Below are 17,596 nucleotides of genomic sequence, written 5' to 3'. Positions count from 1 at the left end.
ACCCCTCCGCTCGTCGATCTTGCAGTTTCGGCCCCGACGAAAGGGGTGAATGCCCCTGAATCCGGGGCCGAAAGTGCAAGATCGCGGGGGGACGGTGGGGACGGGAGGGGAGGCGAGGGGGAGGCGGGGTGGGTCAGGGGAGGGTGCGGGTGGTCTTCTCGGATTTGGCGCGGGTGGGGAGGCGGGCCGGGTCGGGGTGGGCGCAGGCGACCACGGAGGCGCCGGCGGTCAGCGGGGCCAGCAGCCAGTCGACCGGGTCGGGGTGCCGGGTCACGTCGACCAGCAGGCGGTCGCCGGGGGTGAGGCCCAGCTCCGCGGCGCGGGCCTCCGCGCGGGCCAGCAGCGTCGCGTCCACCGCGCCGGCCTCGGGGTACGGGGTGAAGTGGTCGCCGTGGGCGCGGACCGCGCTGACGAAGTCGGCGCATCCGGCCGGCACCTGACGCATCGGCAGCGCGAACGGGTCCAGCGCCAGCGCGTACCGCTCGCCGGCCGGCCACCGGGCCGCCTCGTCGACCCGGTCGACGGCGGTGAACAGCACCTCCACCGGCCCCGGGGCGTCCGCCACGGTGAGCTTCGCCGACCAGCAGCCGAGCAGCACCGCGGCGGTCTGCCAGTGCGGCGGCAGCAGCACGGCGACCGGATCGCCGGGCGCGCAGCCGGCCTCGTCCACGAGCAGGTTGGCGGTCTTGGCCACCCAGTTCGCCAGCGTCGCGCCGGAGAGCTCGGTGCGTTCGCCGGTGGCGTCGTCATACCAGGTCAGCAGCGGTCGGGTGGGGTCGGGCGCGATCGCGTCGGCGAACACCCGGGCAATGTTGTCGGCCATCGGCGCGAACGATACGCGCCCCGGGCGCGTACTCGATGACAACGACAAGTCGGCGTACCGTCGGGTCGCAGTCAGCGTCGGACACCCCGCCCGGCGTAGGCTTGCCGACAGTGTTCTTCCCCACAACCGCGCCACCTGAGGAGTCGCCCCGTGACCGCCGGTCGCCCGCCCCGCGTTCTCATCGACGCCACGAGTGTCCCCGCCGATCGCGGCGGCGTCGGTAGATACGTCGACGGCCTGCTCGGCGCGCTCGGCCGGGTCTGCGGCGACGGCGTCGACCTGGCCGTGGTGAGCCTCCGCACCGACCTGGAGCGCTACACCCGGATGCTGCCCGGCGCCGAGATCATCCCCGCGCCGGCGGCGGTGGCGCACCGCCCGGCGCGCCTCGCCTGGGAGCAGACCGGCCTGCCGCTGCTGGCCCAGCAGGTCGGCGCGGAGGTGCTGCACTCGCCGTTCTACACCTGCCCGCTGCGGGCCGGATGTCCGGTGACGGTGACCGTGCACGACGCGACGTTCTTCACCGAGCCGGAGCACTACGACAAGTCGCGCCGGACGTTCTTCCGCAGCGCGATCAAGACCTCGCTGCGCCGCGCCGCCCGGGTGATCGTGCCGAGCAAGGCCACCCGCGACGAGCTGATCCGGCTGCTGGACGCCGACCCGACCCGGATCGACGTGGCCTACCACGGCGTCGACCAGGCCGCCTTCCACGCGCCGGGCGACGAGGAGAAGGCGCGGGTCCGGGCCCGCCTGGGGCTGGGCGACAACAGCTACGTCGCGTTCCTGGGCGCCAAGGAGCCGCGCAAGAACGTACCCAACCTGATCCGGGGCTGGGCCCGGGCGGTGGCCGACCGGCCCAACCCGCCGGTGCTGGTGGTGGCCGGCGGCCAGGGCCACGACGACGACATCGACCGCGCGGTGGCCGAGGTCCCGTCGCACCTGCGGCTGCTCCGCCCCGGCTACCTGCGCTACGCCGACCTGCCCGGGTTCCTCGGCGGCGCGCTGGTCGCCGCCTACCCGTCCTACGGGGAGGGTTTCGGGCTGCCGATCCTGGAGGCGATGGCGTGCGCGGCCCCGGTGCTCACCACGCCTCGCCTCTCCCTGCCCGAGGTGGGCGGCGACGCCGTGGCCTACACCAGCGAGGACCCGGACCAGATCGCCACCGACCTGGCCGCCCTGCTCGACGACGAGCAGCGGCGGCTCTCCCTGGCCAAGGCCGGCTTCGACCGGGCCAAGGAGTTCACCTGGGAGTCCAGCGCGGAGGTGCACATCGCCGCCTGGCGGCGGGCACGTTCCTGAGCGTCCGCCACGGCGCGCCGCGCTCGCGCCGTGGCAACTCGCCCGCTTCGGGCATGATGTGCTGATGTTCTACGCCGTCATCCCGGCGGGCGGCAGCGGCACAAGGTTGTGGCCGCTGTCCCGCGCCGGCCATCCCAAGTTCCTCCACCCGCTGACCGGTACCCCCGCCTCGCTGCTGCAGGCCACGGTCGACCGGTTGGCGCCGCTGACCACACCGGAGCGCACGCTGGTGGTCACCGGGGCCGCGCACGCCGCGGCGGTGGCCCGGCAACTGGCTGGCCTGCCGGAGGAGAACGTCCTGGTGGAGCCCTCGCCGCGAGACTCCTGCGCGGCCATCGCGCTGGCCGCCGCGGTGATCGCCGAGCGTGCACCGGACGCGGTGATGGGCTCGTTCGCGGCCGACCACCTGATCGGCGACCCGGACCGCCTGGCCGAGGTGGTGCGGCAGGCGATCCGCGGCGCCGAGCAGGGGCTGCTGGTGACGGTGGGCATCACCCCGACCCGGCCGGAGACCGGCTACGGCTACCTGGAGACCGGCGACCCGGTGGACGGCGGGCCGCTGCGACCGGTGCGCGAGTTCAAGGAGAAGCCGGCGGTCGAGGTGGCCGAGGGTTACCTCCGCTCCGGCCGGCACCTCTGGAACGCCAGCATGTTCGTCTGGCGGGTGGACGTCTTCCTGGCGGAGCTGGCCCGCCAGCAGCCGGCGCTGCACGCCGGGATCACCGCCATCGCGGCGGCCTGGGGCACCCCGGAGCAGGACGACGTGCTCGGCACCGTGTGGCCGACGCTGCCGAAGATCTCGGTCGACTACGCGGTGATGGAGGGCGCGGCGACCGCCGGCCGGGTGGCGACCGTGCCGGGCGACTTCGGCTGGAACGACGTCGGTGACTTCCACACCCTCGGCGAGGTGCTGCCGGCCGACGCCGCCGGCAACGTGGTGCTCGGCGGCGACGGGAAGCCGGACGTGCTGCTGCACGACACCACCGGCACCGTGGTGGTGCCGCACTCCGGCCGGTTCGTCGCCACGGTCGGCGTGCACGACCTGATCGTGGTGGACACCCCGGACGCGGTGCTGGTCTGCCCGCGCGACCGCGCGCAGGACGTGAAGAAGGTCGTCGACCAGCTCAAGGAGCGTGGCGACGAGGGCCTGGTCTGACCGGGCGCCCGTCGCGCCGGCGGGGTGTCCTCAGCCGGCGGCGCGACGGGCCAGCACGGCCAGCGCCGGCGCCACCAGTTGGGCGGTCCCGTCGGCGAGCGGCTCCGGCAGCCGGTCCGGCGGGAACCAGCCCAGCGCCTCGGACTCGTCGCTGATCCGTTCGATCGCGCCGGCCGGGGCGAACACCGCGTACCGGACGTCGTAGTGCAGTGAGCCGCCGTGGCAGGTGACCGGGTGCACGTCGACGTCGATCGGCACCGGGTCGAGGGTCAGGCCGGCGATGCCGGACTCCTCGGTGGCCTCCCGCAGCGCGGCGGCGGCCAGGGTGCGGTCCTGGAGTTCGCAGTGCCCGCCGAGCTGCACCCACCGGTGGAACTTGCGGTGCAGGCAGAGCAGCACCCGGCTGCCGGTCGGGTCGAGGATCAGCGCGCTGGCGGTGACGTGCCCGGGCCGGTGCGCGCGGCTCATCGCCACCGGCCCGGCGGCCAGCAGAGCCAGGGTGCGGTCGCGGTTGGCGGCGGCCGCCGGGCTGGTCGCCGTCCAGCGGTCCAGCTCCGCGACGGCGTCGGCGTACAGGTCGGCGTACGTGGTGTGGGAGGTGTCGGGCACCCGGACACTGTACGAGCGTCGCCTCCGTACCCTGGCCCGGTGACCCCGCGACTCGTCGAGTTCCTGGTGGCCGGCAACGAGGCCAGCGACCTGCTGCCGGTCCGCTCACCCGCGCTGCTGCGGGCCCACGGCGCGCGGCGCGGGTTCTGGACCGTGCTGGACGAGGGGCCGGTGGAGCGGTGCCTGGCGCTGCTGCTGGAGCGTGACGACGGCGAGTGGGTGGCGCACCACGTGCCGGCCGACGCGGGTCCGGAGAACGGGCGCACCGAGGACGGCGAGGCGCTCGCCCACCACGACGGCTGGGTGTACGTCTTCGGCTCGCACTTCGGGTCGAAGGGCGGGCCGCTGCGCCCCCGGAGGGCGTTCGTGGCCCGGTTCCGGGAGGACGACGCGGTGAGCGGGCCGCTCGCGGTGCGGGTGGTCCGCAACCGGTTCCGGCTGCACCGGGCGGTCAACGACGCGCTCGTCGCCGCCCCGCTGTCCCTGCTGCCGCCGGGCGAGCAGGTCCGGCGACGGTTCATCGTGGAGACCCGGGCCCGGGGCACCGTCCGGGCCAAGCGCTGGGTGACCCGGCTCGCCGACGACGACCTGCCGCTCAACGTCGAGGCGGCGGCGTTCACCCCGGCGGGTACGGTGCTGCTCGGGTTGCGTTTCCCGGTGACCGCCGCGGGTGAACCGGTCTACGTCGAGCTGGCCGGGGTGGCGGAGATGTTCGACGACGGCGGTCCGGCGCGCTGGCCGCGGGCGCTCGGGGCGTACGCGATCACCGGGGTGACGCCGGCCGGCGCGCTGGCCGGTTTCCGCGCGATCACGCCGACCGGCGACGGTGGGTACGCGGCGGTGATCGGCTCGATCGACGCGCTGGGCAAGGGTTCGGTGCTGCTCGACGACCACCCGCACGGCGGCGACGTGACGTCGCGGCACGTGCGGTTCCGCCACGTCGCCGGCGACGCGGCCCGGGTGGACGCCGAGCTGGTGGCGGAGCTGGCGCCGTTCCACCACGTGGAAGGGCTGGCCGAGCTGGCGGGAGGCTGGTGCTACGTCACCGACGAGGACCACCGGGTGGCGCTCTGGATCGGATGAGCGAGGGCCGGACGGCACCCCTGCGGAGCGAATCCGCAGACCCTCGTGGTGCCGTCCGGCCACGCCCGTCGGCCGGCGACCGGGTCGACACTGCACCCCGGCGTCGGCGGGCAATCAAGAGTCTGCCGAACTCTTTTTCCGGCGTCGAGGTCTTTCACGTCACGCTTAAAGATGGAGATTAGTGCCGCCGGGTAAAGTGCCAGGGGTGGCCGGCACCTCCGGCGTCCACCCGGGAGCGCTCCATGTTGAAGATCATTTTTTCGAGCGAGGACATTCTGCGGACCCGGGTCGCCCCGGCCGCGGACCCGCTCTGGGAGCTGGTCCTCAGCCTGCACCTGCTCCAGGGGCGCGGCCGTGACCCGCTGTCGACGCCCTGGCGACGTGGCGTGGCACGCGGCCTGCGCACCGACACCGGCGCCGAACGCTACCGGCTGCTGCTCGCGCTCAACCCGCCGCGCGGCTACTTCCCCGACTTCCTCACCCCCTCCGCCAGCCGGGACGGGTTCGAGGCCGGGCTGGAAGCGGTCCGGGGGACCCCCCTCGGCATGCTGCGTCGTGACCTCACCGTGCTCGCCGGGGAGACCCCGCTGCCTCCGTCGGCAGGCGCGCTCGCCCGGGGCGAACCCGAGGTGCTGCAGGACCTCACCGACACCATGGCGCGCTACCAGGAGCTGGCGGTCACGCCGTACTGGGCGCGGGTCCAGGCGGCCGTCGAGGCGGACCGGTCCCGCCGCGCCCGGGCCATGCTCGACGGCGGCGCCGAAGGTCTGCTGGCCAGCCTGAAGCCGGCCATGCGCTGGGCCGACGGGGTGCTCGAGGTGCTCGACTACCCGGACACCCGGGAACTGCACCTGGACGGCCGGGGCCTGCTGCTCGTCCCGTCGTTCTTCTGCTCCCGCACCCCGGTCGCACTGCTCGACCCGAGCCTGCCCCCGGTGCTGGTCTACCCGGTCGACCGGCTCGGCGGCCTCACCCCCGAGGCCGGCGGCGGCCGGGAGAGCGACGCCGCCCAGCGGGAGGCGCTCGCCGCGCTGCTCGGGCGCACCCGAGCCGCCGTGCTCCAGGTCGCCGACGAGGGCTGCACCACCGGCGAGATGGCCCGACGGCTGCACATCTCCGCCGCCGCGGCCAGCCAGCACACCACCGTGCTGCGCAACGCCGGGCTGCTGGTCAGCCACCGCGACCGCAACACGGTGCTGCACACGCTGACGCCGCTGGGCCGCGCGGTCCTCGACGCCTGACCCGCCCGTCGGGCGGCTCGGAACGCGGTCAGAGCGCCAGCATGGCGCTGGCGGTGGTGCCCGCCGGCGGCGGCAGCAGGGTCGAGGCGACCCCTTCGGCGGCCAGCGCGATGCGCAGGCGTTGCAGGTCCGCGCCGAACCGGACCAGATCCGCCCGGTCGACCGGGGCCGGCGCCGCGCCGAGCACCAGGCCGGTGGCGGTGGCCGGCCAGTCGGGCGCGTTGGCGGCGAGCCCCTCGCGTACCTCCTGGTCGGTCACGTGGGTGAAGACCGTGCCGGGGGCGACCACCTCGGCGACCGCGGCGATCGCCCGGTCCACCGCGGCCGGGTCGGCCGGCGTCGGGCCGGTGCCGTCGGCAAGGAGGGCCGCCGCGCGCAGGCCGTCGGCGCGCGCCTCGGCGGTGCCCCGCGAGAAGAGATCCAGCGAGGCGTCCCGCACCAGCGTGCGGGCGCCCTCCTCGTCGTCGCGGGTCGCGTCGAGGTAGCCGCGGACCACCGCGACCGGCACCTGGTCGCACTTGCCCTTGATCAGCTCACCGGCGCCGGCCAGCTCGTCGACCACTGCCATCTGGGTGAGGTGAAGTTCGTTGCCGTAGGGATCGACCTCGCCGCGGTGGTCGCGGATCGCCGGCATGCCGGCCACCCCGAGCGCCACGTCGGTGAGGCCGTTGCGCCACGGGCGGCCCATGGTGTCGCTGACGATGACCGCGACGTCCAAGCCGAACCGGTCGCGCAGCGCGGCCCGCAGCGCCCGCGCGGAGGCGTCCGGGTCCACCGGCAGCAGCACCAGCCGGGTCTTGTCCACGTTGGACGCGTCGATGCCGGCCGAGGCCATCACGAACCCGTGGTGGGTCTGCACGATCCGGGTCGCGCCGCGGGTGGCGACCACTCGGGCGGTCTCGCCGGCCAGCACCCGGTCCCGCTCGGCGAGGCGTTCCGGGCCGTCCGCCGGCACGTCGACCAGCCGGCCCTCCGCCTTCGACACGATCTTGCTGGTGACCACCAGCACGTCGCCGTCGCGCAGCCAGGGGGCCGCGCCGGCGATCAGCGCCGCCAGGTCGTCGCCCTCGGTCACGTGGCCGATGCCCGGCACCGGCAGGATCTCCAGCCTCACATCAACTCCAGCGCGGCGCGCACCATCGCGGCGGTCGCCGCCTCGTCGGTCATCCGCAGCGGCGCCGAGGCGACCGTCACGTCCGGCACCACGGCCCCCGCGTCCTCCGGGGCGACCAGCCAGCCGTCGAGCAGCCCGCCTGTCGAACGGCCGCCGTAGAGGCCGCCCACGCCGGCCGCGCTGCACTCGACGCCGAGCACGGCCAGGCACCGGTCGGCCATGCCGCGTACCGGCGCGCCGCCGATGATCGGCGACACCCCGACGACCGGGGCCGGGCCGCCGGCCACCGCGTCGCGCAGGCCGGGCACGGCCAGGATCGGCGCGATGCTGACCACCGGGTTGCTCGGCGCGATCAGCACCACGTCCGCGGCGGCGATCGCCTCGACCACGCCGGGGGCGGGCTTCGCCGCGTCCGCGCCGACGAAGACGAACTGGTGCGTCGGTACGTCGGCCCGGTGCCGTACCCACCACTCCTGGAAGTGGATCGCCCGCCGCCCCTTGTCGTCCTCGATGACGGCGTGGGTCTCCAGGCGGTCGTCGGTGGCCGGCAGCAGGCGTACGCCGGGCTGCCAGCGGGCGGCCAGCGCCTCGGTGACCTGCGACAGCGGATAGCCCGCGTTGAGCATCGTGGTACGCACCAGATGGGTGGCGAGGTCCTTGTCGCCGAGACCGAACCAGCTCGGTTCCGCCCCGTAGGCGGCCAGCTCGGACTTGACGGTCCACGTCTCACCGACCCGACCCCAGCCACGCTCCGGGTCGGCGCCACCACCGAGCGTGTAGAGCACGCTGTCCAGGTCGGGGCAGACCTGCAAGCCGTGCAGCAGCAGGTCGTCGCCGACGTTGACCACGGCGGTCACCTCGGCGCCCACCTCCCGGGCGTACGCCCGGACGCCGAGCAGGAAGCGGGCGCCCCCGATGCCGCCGGTCAGTACCACGATGCGCATGCCGTCCATCCTTCCGCACGTGCCGCCGTCGATCGCCCGGTGGCCGGAGAGACTAGGCTCACTTCGCCAACTGTCCGCTTTCGTCCCCTGGGGGAGTCCGTGACCAGCCCCGCCGAGCCCGCGTCCGGTGACGCCGCGCAGGCCAGCCAACTGACCAAACCGCTACGCGAACTGGCCGCGCTCGTCCTGCTCGGCGCGAACGCCGTGCTGCTCTTCGTCGGCCTGCTGCGCCTGCTGGTGCCGGCCGACGACTACAGCACGTTCAGCGGCCGGGCGGGCAGCGCCTTCTTCACCTTCGTCGGGCTGGAGGCGACGGTCCTGCCGCTGCTGGCCGTCCTGCTCGCCACCCACGTCCGCCCGGCGCTGCCGAAGGCGAAACTGATCACCCAGGTGGCGTTCGGCGAGTACGCGTTCTCCGCCGTCTTCGGCGCGCTCACGTTCCTGGCCTGGTTGGTCGGCCGGCTCGCCGACGGCGAGGTGCTCGACGCGTTCCTCGGGCTGCTCACCCGGGTGGCCTGGCTGGCGATCTTCGTGGTCGCCGCGTACGTGGTCTTCAAGATCTGGCGCACGCTCTACTACGTGCCGAAGCCCAAGCCGCAGCCCGGCGTCTACGGCCAGGCCCAGCCCGGCTGGCCGCAGCAGCCCGGTCAGCCCGGCGGCTATCCGGCCCCGGGTGGCTACCCGCCGGCCGGTGTGCCCCCGCAGCCCGGCCAGGCCCCGGCGGGCTACCCGCACGCGGGCGGCCCGCCGCAGCCGGGCTGGCCCCAGGCCGGCCCGTACGGCCAGCCGCAGTCGGCCCCGCCGTTCAACACCGCGCCGCCGCACGCCCCGCAGTCGGCCCCGCCGTTCGGCTCCCCGCAGCCGGGCGCCCAGCCCGGCCCGCAGTTCGGTTCCGCTCAGCCCGGCTCGCAGTTCGGGCCTCCGCAGCCCGGCTCGCAGTTCGGCTCCCCGCAGGCCGGCCCGCCGTTCGGCGCCCCGCCGTCCAGTGCCCCGCCGTTCGGTGGCCATCAGTCCGACGCCGCTCAGTTCGACGCCCCGCCGTCGGCGCCGCCGTTCGGCCAGCCGCCGTCGGCCGACCCGACCCAGGCGATCCCGCGCCAGTCCGCCGAGCCGGGCCAGCAGGCGTCCCCGGCCGACGACGAGCGCACCCAGCGCTTTGACCGCGAGGACCCGAACCACCCTCGGTGACCCAATCGGCGGGCGGCGGACCACCGCCGCCCGCCCAGGCCGGCGCGGAGTGTCAAGCGGGGCCCCCTCCTCTACCGGAGGCGTTAAGAGGGGGCCCCTCCTTGCACCCCGCGTGGGTGCATAGGCTGGGCCGATGGTTGATGCGAGCGTGCGACGGGCGCTCGGCCGCGCCGCCACCGGCCGGGCACTGGACACGGACGAGGCGGCCGCGCTGCTCACCGCGCGCGGTGAGGCGCTCGACGAGCTGTTCCGCGTCGCCGGTGGCATCCGCGACGCCGGGTTGCGGGACGCCGGCCGGCCCGGCGTGGTCACGTACTCGAAGAAGGTCTTCGTGCCGCTGACCCGGCTCTGCCGGGACCGCTGCCACTACTGCACGTTCGCCACCGTGCCGCACCGGTTGCCGGCCGCCTACCTGGAACGCGACGAGGTGCTGGCGATCGCCCGCGAGGGCGCCGCGCAGGGCTGCAAGGAGGCGCTGTTCACGCTCGGCGACCGGCCCGAGGAGCGGTGGCCGGCGGCCCGGCGGTGGCTGGACGAGCGGGGCTACGACTCGACGCTCGACTACCTGCGCGCCTGCGCCGTGGCGGTGCTGGAGGAGACCGGCCTGCTGCCGCACCTCAACCCGGGCGTGCTCTCCTGGTCGGAGTTGCAGCGGCTGAAGCCGGTCGCGCCGAGCATGGGCATGATGCTGGAGACCACCGCGACCCGGCTCTGGTCGGAGCCGGGCGGCCCGCACTTCGGCTCACCGGACAAGGAGCCCGCGGTACGGCTGCGGGTGCTCGACGACGCCGGCCGGGTCGGCGTGCCGTTCACCACCGGCATCCTGATCGGCATCGGCGAGAACCTCACCGAGCGGGTCGACGCGCTCTTCGCGATCCGCCGCGCCATGCGGGAGTACGGCCACCTCCAGGAGGTGATCGTGCAGAACTTCCGCGCCAAGCCGGACACCGCGATGCGCGGCATGCCGGACGCGGAGCTGCACGACCTGGCCGCCACCGTGGCGGTGGCCCGGGTGCTGCTCGGCCCGAAGGCGCGCATCCAGGCGCCGCCGAACCTGATCGCCGGCGAGTACGACCTGCTGCTGCGCGCCGGCATCGACGACTGGGGCGGCGTCTCGCCGGTCACGCCGGACCACGTCAACCCGGAGCGGCCCTGGCCGCAGCTCGACGAGCTGGCCGCGCGTACCGCGAGCGCCGGCTTCACGCTGCGCGAACGGTTGACGGTCTACCCGGAGTACGTGCGGGCCGGCGGGCCGTGGCTGGACCCGCGCCTGCTGCCGCACGTCACCGCGCTCGCCGACCCGGCCACCGGGCTGGCGGTCGAGGAGGCCCGCCCGGTGGGGCGGCCCTGGCAGGAGCCGGAGGAGGTGTTCGGCGGCCGGACCGACCTGCACGCCACGATCGACGTCACCGGCCGGACGGAGGACCGGCGGGGCGACTTCGACAGCGTCTACGGCGACTGGTCCGAGGTGGCCGGCAAGGTGACCCCGGAGGCGCTCGCGGTGCGCGCCGGCGTACCCGGGACCGGCGGCGCGGACGCCGACCTGCGCGCCGGCCTGCGGCTGGCGGCGACCGACCCGGCCGCGTTGCTGGCGCCGGCGCACGAGGCGAAGGCGCTGGCGTTGTTCGGCGCGGACGGGCCGGCGCTGGACGAGCTGTGCCGGCTCGCCGACGACGCGCGCCGCGACGCGGTGGGCGACGACGTGACCTACGTGGTCAACCGGAACATCAACTTCACGAACGTCTGCTACGTGGGCTGCCGGTTCTGCGCGTTCGCCCAGCGGGAGAGCGACGCGGACGCGTTCCGGCTGTCCCTGGGGCAGGTGGCCGACCGGGCCGAGGAGGCGTGGACGGCGGGCGCCACCGAGGTCTGCCTCCAGGGCGGCATCGACCCGAAGATGCCGGTGACCGGGTACGCCGACATCGTCCGCGCGATCAAGGCGCGGGTGCCGGGGATGCACGTGCACGCGTTCTCCCCGATGGAGATCGTCACCGCGGCCGCGAAGGCCGGCGTGCCGGTGCGGGAGTGGCTGGGCATGCTGCGGGAGGCGGGCCTGGACACCATCCCGGGCACCGCCGCCGAGATCCTCGACGACGACGTGCGCTGGGTGCTCACCAAGGGCAAACTGCCGGCCGCCGCCTGGGTCGACGTGGTGAGCACGGCCCACGAGCTGGGCATCCGGTCCAGCTCCACGATGATGTACGGCCACGTCGACCACCCCGGCCAGTGGCTGGCCCACTTCCGGGTGCTGGCCGGGGTGCAGGACCGCACCGGCGGGTTCACCGAGTTCGTGGCGCTGCCCTTCGTGCACACCAACGCGCCGATCTACCTGGCCGGCATCGCCCGGCCGGGGCCGACCTGGCGGGAGAACCGGGTGGTGCACGCGATGGCCCGGCTGCTGCTGCACGGCCGGATCGACAACATCCAGTGCTCCTGGGTGAAGCTCGGCGACACCGGCACGGTGGAGATGCTGCGCGGCGGCTGCAACGACCTCGGCGGCACGCTGATGGAGGAGACCATCTCCCGGATGGCCGGGTCTGGCAACGGTTCGGCCCGCACCGAGGAGCAGTTGCGGGGGATCGCCGAGGCGGCCGGTCGTCCGTTCCGCAAGCGGACGACCGCGTACGGTCACGCCGGCGCCTGACGTCGAACCTTTTTCCGCGCCGCGCCGTACCTGTGGATGCCGGCGGCGGTTGCGGCGAGGACCGCCGCCGGTGACCCCAGCCCGGGGACCCGGCGGCGTCCGGGTGCCCGACCCCTGCGGCGCTGCGGCGCCGGTTGCGGAAAGGTTGCCGATGAGCACTGACGAGACCACCGACGCGCCGAAGCGGCGGGCCTGGCCGCGGTTGACCCGCCGGCAGACGTTGACCGCCGCCGCGAGCGCCACGCTCGGCGCGGCCGCGCTCACCGTGCCGGGCCTGTCCGCCGCGCAGAACGCCCCGTCGGCGAGCCGGCGCGACGAGCCGATCGTGGTGCATCTCCGCGACGCCGCCACCGGCACGATGGACGTCTTCGTCGGCACGACGCGGGTCGAGGTACGCGACCGCGGTCTGGCCGACCGCCTGGTGCGCGCCGCCCGTCGCTGATCCCCGCCCCTCCCGGCGCGGGCTCCCGACGCCGGTCCCGTCAAACGTTCCCCGACGAAGGTGTGGTCCGCCATGTCCTCTCACCGCGAGGCCCCGGAGATCGCCAAGGATCCGGTCGCCGACAGCTCCGACCTGTACGCGTTCGTCAGCCCGAGCCGGCCCGACACGGTCACGTTGATCGCCAACTACGTGCCGGTGCAGCTCCCGTCCGGCGGCCCCAACTTCTTCGAGTTCGGTGACGACGTCCGGTACGAGATCCACGTCGACAACGACGGAGACGGCTACCCGGACGTCACCTATCGTTTCGAATTCACCACCGAGATCACGAACCAGAACAGCTTTCTCTACAACACCGGCGCGATCGAGTCGCTGGACAGCAAGAACTGGAACCGGCGTCAGTTCTACCGGCTGACCCGGGTGGCGGACGGTCGCGAGCACGTGCTGGCGACGAAGCTGCCCTGCCCGCCGTGCAACGTGGGTCCGCTGTCCACGCCGAACTACCAGAACCTGGTGAAGCAGGCGACGTTCAAGCTGTCCACCGGGGAGAAGGTGTTCGCCGGCCAGCGGGCCGACGGCTTTTTCGTGGACCTGGGCGCGGTGTTCGACCTGGGCACGCTGCGGCCGTTCCAGCAGTTGCACGTGGCCGGGAAGAAGCTGTTCAAGACCGAGGGTGAGCCGGTCAACGCGCTGGACCGGCTGAACGTGCACAGCATCGCCATCCAGGTGCCGCTGGCCAAGGTGCGCCGCAAGGCCAGCCGGTACGGCTACGCCGACCGCGCGTCGACCATCGGCGTCTGGACCAGCGCGTCCCGCCAGCAGGTCCGGGTGCTCGGGGACCGGGTGTCGGCGGACACCGCCACCGGCCCGTTCGTTCAGGTGTCACGGCTCGGCAACCCGTTGTTCAACGAGGTGATCGTGCCGATGTCCAAGAAGGATCTGTGGAACACCCTGCCGCCGTCGGAGGACAAGCGGTTCGCCGGGTTCGTCGAGCGGCCCGAGCTGGCCGCGCTGCTGCCGGTGCTCTATCCGGGTGTCTTTCCCAACCTGGACGCGTTGAACAAGGCGAAGAAGCCGCGTGCCGACCTGGTGGCGATCCTGCTCACCGGCGTACCGGCCGGGTTGATCGACGGCTTCGCCAACACCACCGGCGACACCCAGGCCGACATGCTGCGACTGAACACGGCGATCCGGCCCAGCGCCAAGCCGGACCGGTTCGGGGTGCTCGGCGGCGACCTGGCCGGCTTCCCCAACGGCCGGCGCGTCGGCGACGACGTGGTGACCATCGCGCTGCGGGCGATCGCCGGGCTCACCGTGCCGCTGGTGGACAAGACGTTCAAGCCGGACGCCGCGGCGGCCGCCGTCACGCCCGGTCTCGACGCCGGCGACGTGACCGCGCCGTTCCTCGCCGACTTCCCCTTCCTCGGCACCCCGTACGACGGGTTCAACAACCCGCCGGCGAAGAAGTCCTGACGGGGGCGCGGTATGCACCAGCACCGGCACCACGACCTCGGTCCGTCGTACAGCGGCACCGTCATGCTCGACCTCGGCGGTGACTCCGGCGCGCTGATCATCCACACCGGTCGGGACCTGCACGGGCGGGAGATCGAGATCAGTCGCGCGGACCGGGACGGCCCGCGTACCCATTCGGCGGTACGGGAGCGGCACGTCCTGGACGGCGTCTTCCACAGTGCCGTCTACCCGGACCTGGAAGCGGGCGTGTATACCGTCTGGTGGGACGACGACACGCCGGCCGGCGCGATCTCCGTCACCGGCGGTTCGATCGCCGAATTCGTCTGGCCGACCAGCTCACCGTCGCGAAAAGACTGACCGGCCACTCTCCGCCACCCGCGCCCCGTCCACATGGTGGACGGGGCGCGATCGGCGTTGTCCGCCTTGACAGGCGGTACCCAGCCGGGCGGGTTACCCTTTGGCCCACCATTAGTGATCTTGGACAGCGGTCGGCGGGGGCGTCCGACCGGCCCACCGGCGTCGCGCCACGGCAGAAAACTTGGGGCAACTCGCCGGGGAGGGCGTTACTCGTCCGGGGTCTGAATCGATAGGGCAGGTTGCGAGGCTACGGGCGGCCGCGGCGGCTGTCCCGGACGTGTCGGGAGGGCGACTCCATTATCAAGTTTGGCTTGACGGCGCACGCATTACACGCGTGTAATTTGAATGGGGTTGTTCGCACGGAAGCGCACCAATTGGGCCCGTACGAACAAGCACGCCTTTCGCGTGGGGGGTTGCAGCGGCGAATGACGCCGGTGCGCGACAAGGAGGCAATCGATGGACGGCCAGCTCGAGGTGGCCGACCTGCTCGGGAACGCGCCGGAGTGGCAGGAGCGAGCGCTCTGCTCGCAGACCGACCCGGAGGCGTTCTTTCCCGAGAAGGGCGGCTCGACCCGCGAGGCGAAGCGCATCTGCTCGCGGTGTGAAGTGAAGACGGAATGTCTGGAGTACGCGCTCGGCCACGACGAGCGGTTCGGGATCTGGGGCGGCCTCTCCGAACGGGAGCGGCGCAAGCTCAAGCGGCGGGTCGCCGCCTGACCCGCGTACGGACCGGGGCGGTGGGGGCCGCCCGGTCCGTGGGGTACGACGAACGACGCTCAGGCCAGTTCGTCCGGGTCGACCCCGAGCAGGTTCGCCACCTGCTCGATGATCACGTCGTGCACGAGATCCGCGAGGTCCTCGCGGTCCATCGCGCGGAACTCCAGCGGTCGCCGGTAGAGCACGATGCGCGGCGGCACCTCCTGACGGCCGGGCCGGCCCGGCAGGAGCCGGGCGAGCGGCACCTCGCCGTCCTCCAGCACGTCGGAGTCGTAGACGTTCAGGTCCGGCGGGACGTCCTCGACGGCGAACTCCACCCCGGCCAGCTCCTTGGCGAACCGGCGTTCCAGCGTCTCCACGGTGTCGAGCACCAGGTCGTCGAAGACCTCGGCCTTCGTCCGGGCCAACGGCACGGTGGCCGGCACCAGCCGCCCGCGCAGCCCCCGACCGTGCCGGTCGCGGTGGGTGCGCCGGCCGGAGCCGGGGCGGCGGTTCTGCGGGCTCGTCATGACGGACAGGGTAGCCCGGTGGCCCGGCCCGACCGCCGTCGCGCGACCACCCGGCGTGCCGGTGTGCCGATCCGGCGAATTGTGATCACCATGACGGGCGTGTCGTAACGCGAAGCGGTGCGCCGGACCCGGTAATGGGGATACCCTGCCGCACGTGAGGTCACCACGGCGCTGCTCCCGTAACGGCTGCCCCCGGCAAGCGGTCGCCACATTGACCTATGTCTACAACGAGTCGACGGCGGTGGTGGGCCCGCTCGCGGCGTTCGCCGAACCGCACACGTACGACCTGTGTGAGCAGCACGCCCGCAGCCTGACCGCCCCGCGCGGCTGGGACGTGGTGCGGCACGAGGGCGAGTTCGAGCCGCCGCCGCCCACCACTGACGACCTGGTCGCGCTGGCCGAGGCGGTCCGCGAGGCGGCCCGCCCGACCCCGCCACGCCCCCCCGAGGACCCCCAGCAGTCCCGCCACCCCCAGTCCCAGCCCCCCCACCAGCAGGGCCGCCGAGGCCACCTCCGCGTGATCCCCCCCAACCACTGACCCCCCTCTTCGTCGATCATGAAGTTGACGGCGTTTTCGATCTCCCGAAGTGCCGCCAACTTCATGATCGACGCGGTGTGTTGGCGGGTCAGTGGCCGAGGAAGCGCGTGAAGAGTGCGGCTCGGCGGGACGGGTGGTCGGTCCGGGTCTCGCTGGCGTCGGCGGAGGACATGATCTTCAGGCCGGCGTTGATGGCCAGCCAGCGCAGCGGCTCCGGTTCCCAGCGCGGGGAGCGGTGCCCGACCCAGGGCAGCGCGGTCAGGTCGCTCTCCTCGCCCCGGATCAGGTCGGCGAGGGTACGGCCGGCCAGGTTGCTGGTGCCGACCCCGTCGCCGACGTACCCGCCGGCCCAGGCCAGCCCGGTGCGGCGGTCGAGCCCCACGGACGCCGCCCAGTCCCGGGCCACGCCGAGCGGGCCGCCCCAGGCGTGGGTGACCGGCGGCTCCGGGCCGAGCACCGGGAACAGCTCGCCCAGCGCCCGCCGCAACGCCCCGAACACCCGGGGCTCCCGGTCGAAGCCCTGGCGCACCCGGGAGCCGTAGTGGTAGGGCGCGCCCCGCCCGCCGAACGCGAGCCGGCCGTCCGCGGTGCGCTGGCCGTAGACGATGACGTGCCGGTGGTCGGCGAACGTCTCCCGGTCGGCCAGCCCGATCCGGGCCCAGGTCTCCGCCGGCAGCGGCGGGGTGGCCACCATCAGCGAGTAGACCGGCGCCACCGTCCGCCGCTGCCCGGGCAGCGCCGGCGTGAAGCCCTCGGTCGCCCGGACCACCACCGGCGCCCGGACCACGCCCGCCGGGGTCACCGCCGCGCCGGGCCGCAGCGCGGTCACCGGGGTGCGTTCGAAGACGCGTACGCCCCGGCGTTCCACCGCCCGGGCCAGGCCGCGGACCAGCTTCGCCGGGTGCACGGCCGCGCAGTGCGGGGTGTACGTGCCGCCGCGTACCCCGTCGGCGGCGCACCGCGCGGCGGCCTCGGCGGCGTCGAGCAGCACCAGGTCGTCGTCTCCCAGCCCGTACGCCCGGGCCTCGGCCACGGCGGCCCGGGCCCGGCCGAGTTGGGCATCGCTGCGGGCCAGCACCACAGTGCCGCCGGCCCGCCAGTCGCAGTCGACGCCCTCGGCCGCCACCACCCGGCCGACCTCGCCGACGGTGTCGTGCATGGCCCGCTGCATGGCGAGCGCCCGGTCCCGCCCGTGCCGCCGGGCCAGCGCCGGCAGCGAGGTGGGGAACAACGCCGAGCACCAGCCGCCGTTGCGGCCGGAGGCGCCGTACCCGGCGATCTCCCGCTCCAGCACGACGATCCGGAGCGTCGGATCGGCCTCGGCCAGGTAGAAGGCCGTCCACAGCCCGGTGTACCCGGCGCCCACGATCGCCACGTCGGCGTCCGTGTCGCCGGGTAACCCGGCCCGTGGGGTCAGCGGCTCGTCCACGTCGGACAGCCAGTAGGACACGTCCTGGTAGCGCAC

The 17,596-nt window shown here is 74.1% G+C and carries 17 protein-coding genes; 11 read left to right on the top strand and 6 right to left on the bottom strand.

Annotated elements, in window-relative coordinates; all coding sequences use genetic code 11:
• Positions 1 to 133 precede the first annotated feature (133 nt).
• Positions 134 to 823: a TIGR03089 family protein gene (locus O7598_RS24980; protein ID WP_269693706.1), complete on the bottom strand. Its 690-nt coding sequence runs from the start codon at positions 821 to 823 to the stop codon at positions 134 to 136.
• Between the two features lie 150 nt (positions 824 to 973).
• Between O7598_RS24980 and O7598_RS24975 the strand changes: the two genes are divergently transcribed.
• Both O7598_RS24975 and O7598_RS24970 read left to right on the top strand, forming a co-directional pair.
• Positions 974 to 2,119: a glycosyltransferase family 4 protein gene (locus O7598_RS24975; protein WP_091060489.1), complete on the top strand. Its 1,146-nt coding sequence runs from the start codon at positions 974 to 976 to the stop codon at positions 2,117 to 2,119.
• Between the two features lie 64 nt (positions 2,120 to 2,183).
• Entirely contained in the window at positions 2,184 to 3,275 is a 1,092-nt protein-coding gene (locus O7598_RS24970; protein WP_269693705.1) for a mannose-1-phosphate guanylyltransferase, read from the top strand.
• A gap of 30 nt (positions 3,276 to 3,305) precedes the next feature.
• On the opposite strand, the gene O7598_RS24965 is transcribed toward O7598_RS24970, so the two are convergent.
• Positions 3,306 to 3,884, bottom strand: a complete 579-nt coding sequence (locus O7598_RS24965; RefSeq protein ID WP_269693704.1) for an NUDIX hydrolase — start codon at positions 3,882 to 3,884, stop codon at positions 3,306 to 3,308.
• Between the two features lie 39 nt (positions 3,885 to 3,923).
• Between O7598_RS24965 and O7598_RS24960 the strand changes: the two genes are divergently transcribed.
• Together O7598_RS24960 and O7598_RS24955 are read left to right on the top strand one after the other, a co-directional pair.
• A complete protein-coding gene (locus O7598_RS24960; protein WP_269693703.1) occupies positions 3,924 to 4,967 on the top strand; it encodes a hypothetical protein in 1,044 nt (347 codons plus the stop codon).
• A 242-nt stretch (positions 4,968 to 5,209) separates the two neighbouring features.
• Positions 5,210 to 6,208 (top strand): ArsR/SmtB family transcription factor, encoded by a 999-nt coding sequence (locus tag O7598_RS24955; RefSeq protein WP_269693702.1) that lies wholly within the window; start codon positions 5,210 to 5,212, stop codon positions 6,206 to 6,208.
• A 28-nt stretch (positions 6,209 to 6,236) separates the two neighbouring features.
• Here the strand turns inward: O7598_RS24955 and O7598_RS24950 are convergent, their stop codons facing one another.
• Both O7598_RS24950 and cofD read right to left on the bottom strand, forming a co-directional pair.
• Complete coding sequence (locus O7598_RS24950) at positions 6,237 to 7,322, bottom strand: coenzyme F420-0:L-glutamate ligase (RefSeq protein ID WP_269693701.1); 1,086 nt, start codon at positions 7,320 to 7,322, stop codon at positions 6,237 to 6,239.
• Positions 7,319 to 8,266 (bottom strand): 2-phospho-L-lactate transferase, encoded by a 948-nt coding sequence (cofD, locus tag O7598_RS24945; protein WP_269693700.1) that lies wholly within the window; start codon positions 8,264 to 8,266, stop codon positions 7,319 to 7,321. Before cofD ends, O7598_RS24950 begins: the two co-directional genes overlap by 4 nt.
• Before the next feature lie 99 nt (positions 8,267 to 8,365).
• Here cofD and O7598_RS24940 point away from each other — a divergent pair, with 99 nt between their 5' ends.
• The 6 genes from O7598_RS24940 (at position 8,366) to O7598_RS24915 (ending at position 15,084) form a co-directional block, all read left to right on the top strand.
• Positions 8,366 to 9,454: a hypothetical protein gene (locus O7598_RS24940; RefSeq protein WP_269693699.1), complete on the top strand. Its 1,089-nt coding sequence runs from the start codon at positions 8,366 to 8,368 to the stop codon at positions 9,452 to 9,454.
• Between the two features lie 133 nt (positions 9,455 to 9,587).
• On the top strand, positions 9,588 to 12,098 hold the full coding sequence (locus O7598_RS24935) for a bifunctional FO biosynthesis protein CofGH (RefSeq protein WP_269693698.1): 2,511 nt from the start codon (positions 9,588 to 9,590) through the stop codon (positions 12,096 to 12,098).
• A gap of 151 nt (positions 12,099 to 12,249) precedes the next feature.
• Positions 12,250 to 12,540 carry a hypothetical protein gene (locus O7598_RS24930; RefSeq protein WP_269693697.1) on the top strand — a complete coding sequence of 97 codons (291 nt, stop codon included), beginning with the start codon at positions 12,250 to 12,252 and terminating at the stop codon, positions 12,538 to 12,540.
• A gap of 72 nt (positions 12,541 to 12,612) precedes the next feature.
• Entirely contained in the window at positions 12,613 to 14,010 is a 1,398-nt protein-coding gene (locus O7598_RS24925; RefSeq protein WP_269693696.1) for a DUF4331 domain-containing protein, read from the top strand.
• Positions 14,011 to 14,022: 12 nt separating this feature from the next.
• A complete protein-coding gene (locus O7598_RS24920) occupies positions 14,023 to 14,367 on the top strand; it encodes a phospholipase (protein WP_269693695.1) in 345 nt (114 codons plus the stop codon).
• Between the two features lie 456 nt (positions 14,368 to 14,823).
• A complete protein-coding gene (locus O7598_RS24915) occupies positions 14,824 to 15,084 on the top strand; it encodes a WhiB family transcriptional regulator (RefSeq protein WP_013284161.1) in 261 nt (86 codons plus the stop codon).
• Positions 15,085 to 15,143: 59 nt separating this feature from the next.
• Here the strand turns inward: O7598_RS24915 and O7598_RS24910 are convergent, their stop codons facing one another.
• A complete protein-coding gene (locus O7598_RS24910; RefSeq protein ID WP_018787548.1) occupies positions 15,144 to 15,593 on the bottom strand; it encodes a metallopeptidase family protein in 450 nt (149 codons plus the stop codon).
• Between the two features lie 154 nt (positions 15,594 to 15,747).
• Between O7598_RS24910 and O7598_RS24905 the strand changes: the two genes are divergently transcribed.
• Entirely contained in the window at positions 15,748 to 16,131 is a 384-nt protein-coding gene (locus O7598_RS24905) for a DUF3499 domain-containing protein (RefSeq protein ID WP_269693694.1), read from the top strand.
• A gap of 88 nt (positions 16,132 to 16,219) precedes the next feature.
• Here the strand turns inward: O7598_RS24905 and O7598_RS24900 are convergent, their stop codons facing one another.
• Positions 16,220 to 17,596, bottom strand: a complete 1,377-nt coding sequence (locus O7598_RS24900; protein WP_269693693.1) for an NAD(P)/FAD-dependent oxidoreductase — start codon at positions 17,594 to 17,596, stop codon at positions 16,220 to 16,222.

The organism is Micromonospora sp. WMMC241 (assembly GCF_027460165.1).
Lineage (GTDB): Bacteria > Actinomycetota > Actinomycetes > Mycobacteriales > Micromonosporaceae > Micromonospora > Micromonospora humi.
Note: the sequence above shows the minus strand (reverse complement) of the source record. Positions and strands in the feature narration are given on the sequence as shown.

Coding starts and splice junctions, on each gene's coding strand:
- cofD (WP_269693700.1), bottom strand. CDS start 8,266: ATGCGCATCGTGGTACTGACCGGCGGCATCGGGGGCGCCCGCTTCCTG.
- O7598_RS24935 (WP_269693698.1), top strand. CDS start 9,588: ATGGTTGATGCGAGCGTGCGACGGGCGCTCGGCCGCGCCGCCACCGGC.
- O7598_RS24920 (WP_269693695.1), top strand. CDS start 14,023: ATGCACCAGCACCGGCACCACGACCTCGGTCCGTCGTACAGCGGCACC.
- O7598_RS24980 (WP_269693706.1), bottom strand. CDS start 823: ATGGCCGACAACATTGCCCGGGTGTTCGCCGACGCGATCGCGCCCGAC.
- O7598_RS24915 (WP_013284161.1), top strand. CDS start 14,824: ATGGACGGCCAGCTCGAGGTGGCCGACCTGCTCGGGAACGCGCCGGAG.
- O7598_RS24925 (WP_269693696.1), top strand. CDS start 12,613: ATGTCCTCTCACCGCGAGGCCCCGGAGATCGCCAAGGATCCGGTCGCC.
- O7598_RS24970 (WP_269693705.1), top strand. CDS start 2,184: ATGTTCTACGCCGTCATCCCGGCGGGCGGCAGCGGCACAAGGTTGTGG.
- O7598_RS24910 (WP_018787548.1), bottom strand. CDS start 15,593: ATGACGAGCCCGCAGAACCGCCGCCCCGGCTCCGGCCGGCGCACCCAC.
- O7598_RS24955 (WP_269693702.1), top strand. CDS start 5,210: ATGTTGAAGATCATTTTTTCGAGCGAGGACATTCTGCGGACCCGGGTC.
- O7598_RS24930 (WP_269693697.1), top strand. CDS start 12,250: ATGAGCACTGACGAGACCACCGACGCGCCGAAGCGGCGGGCCTGGCCG.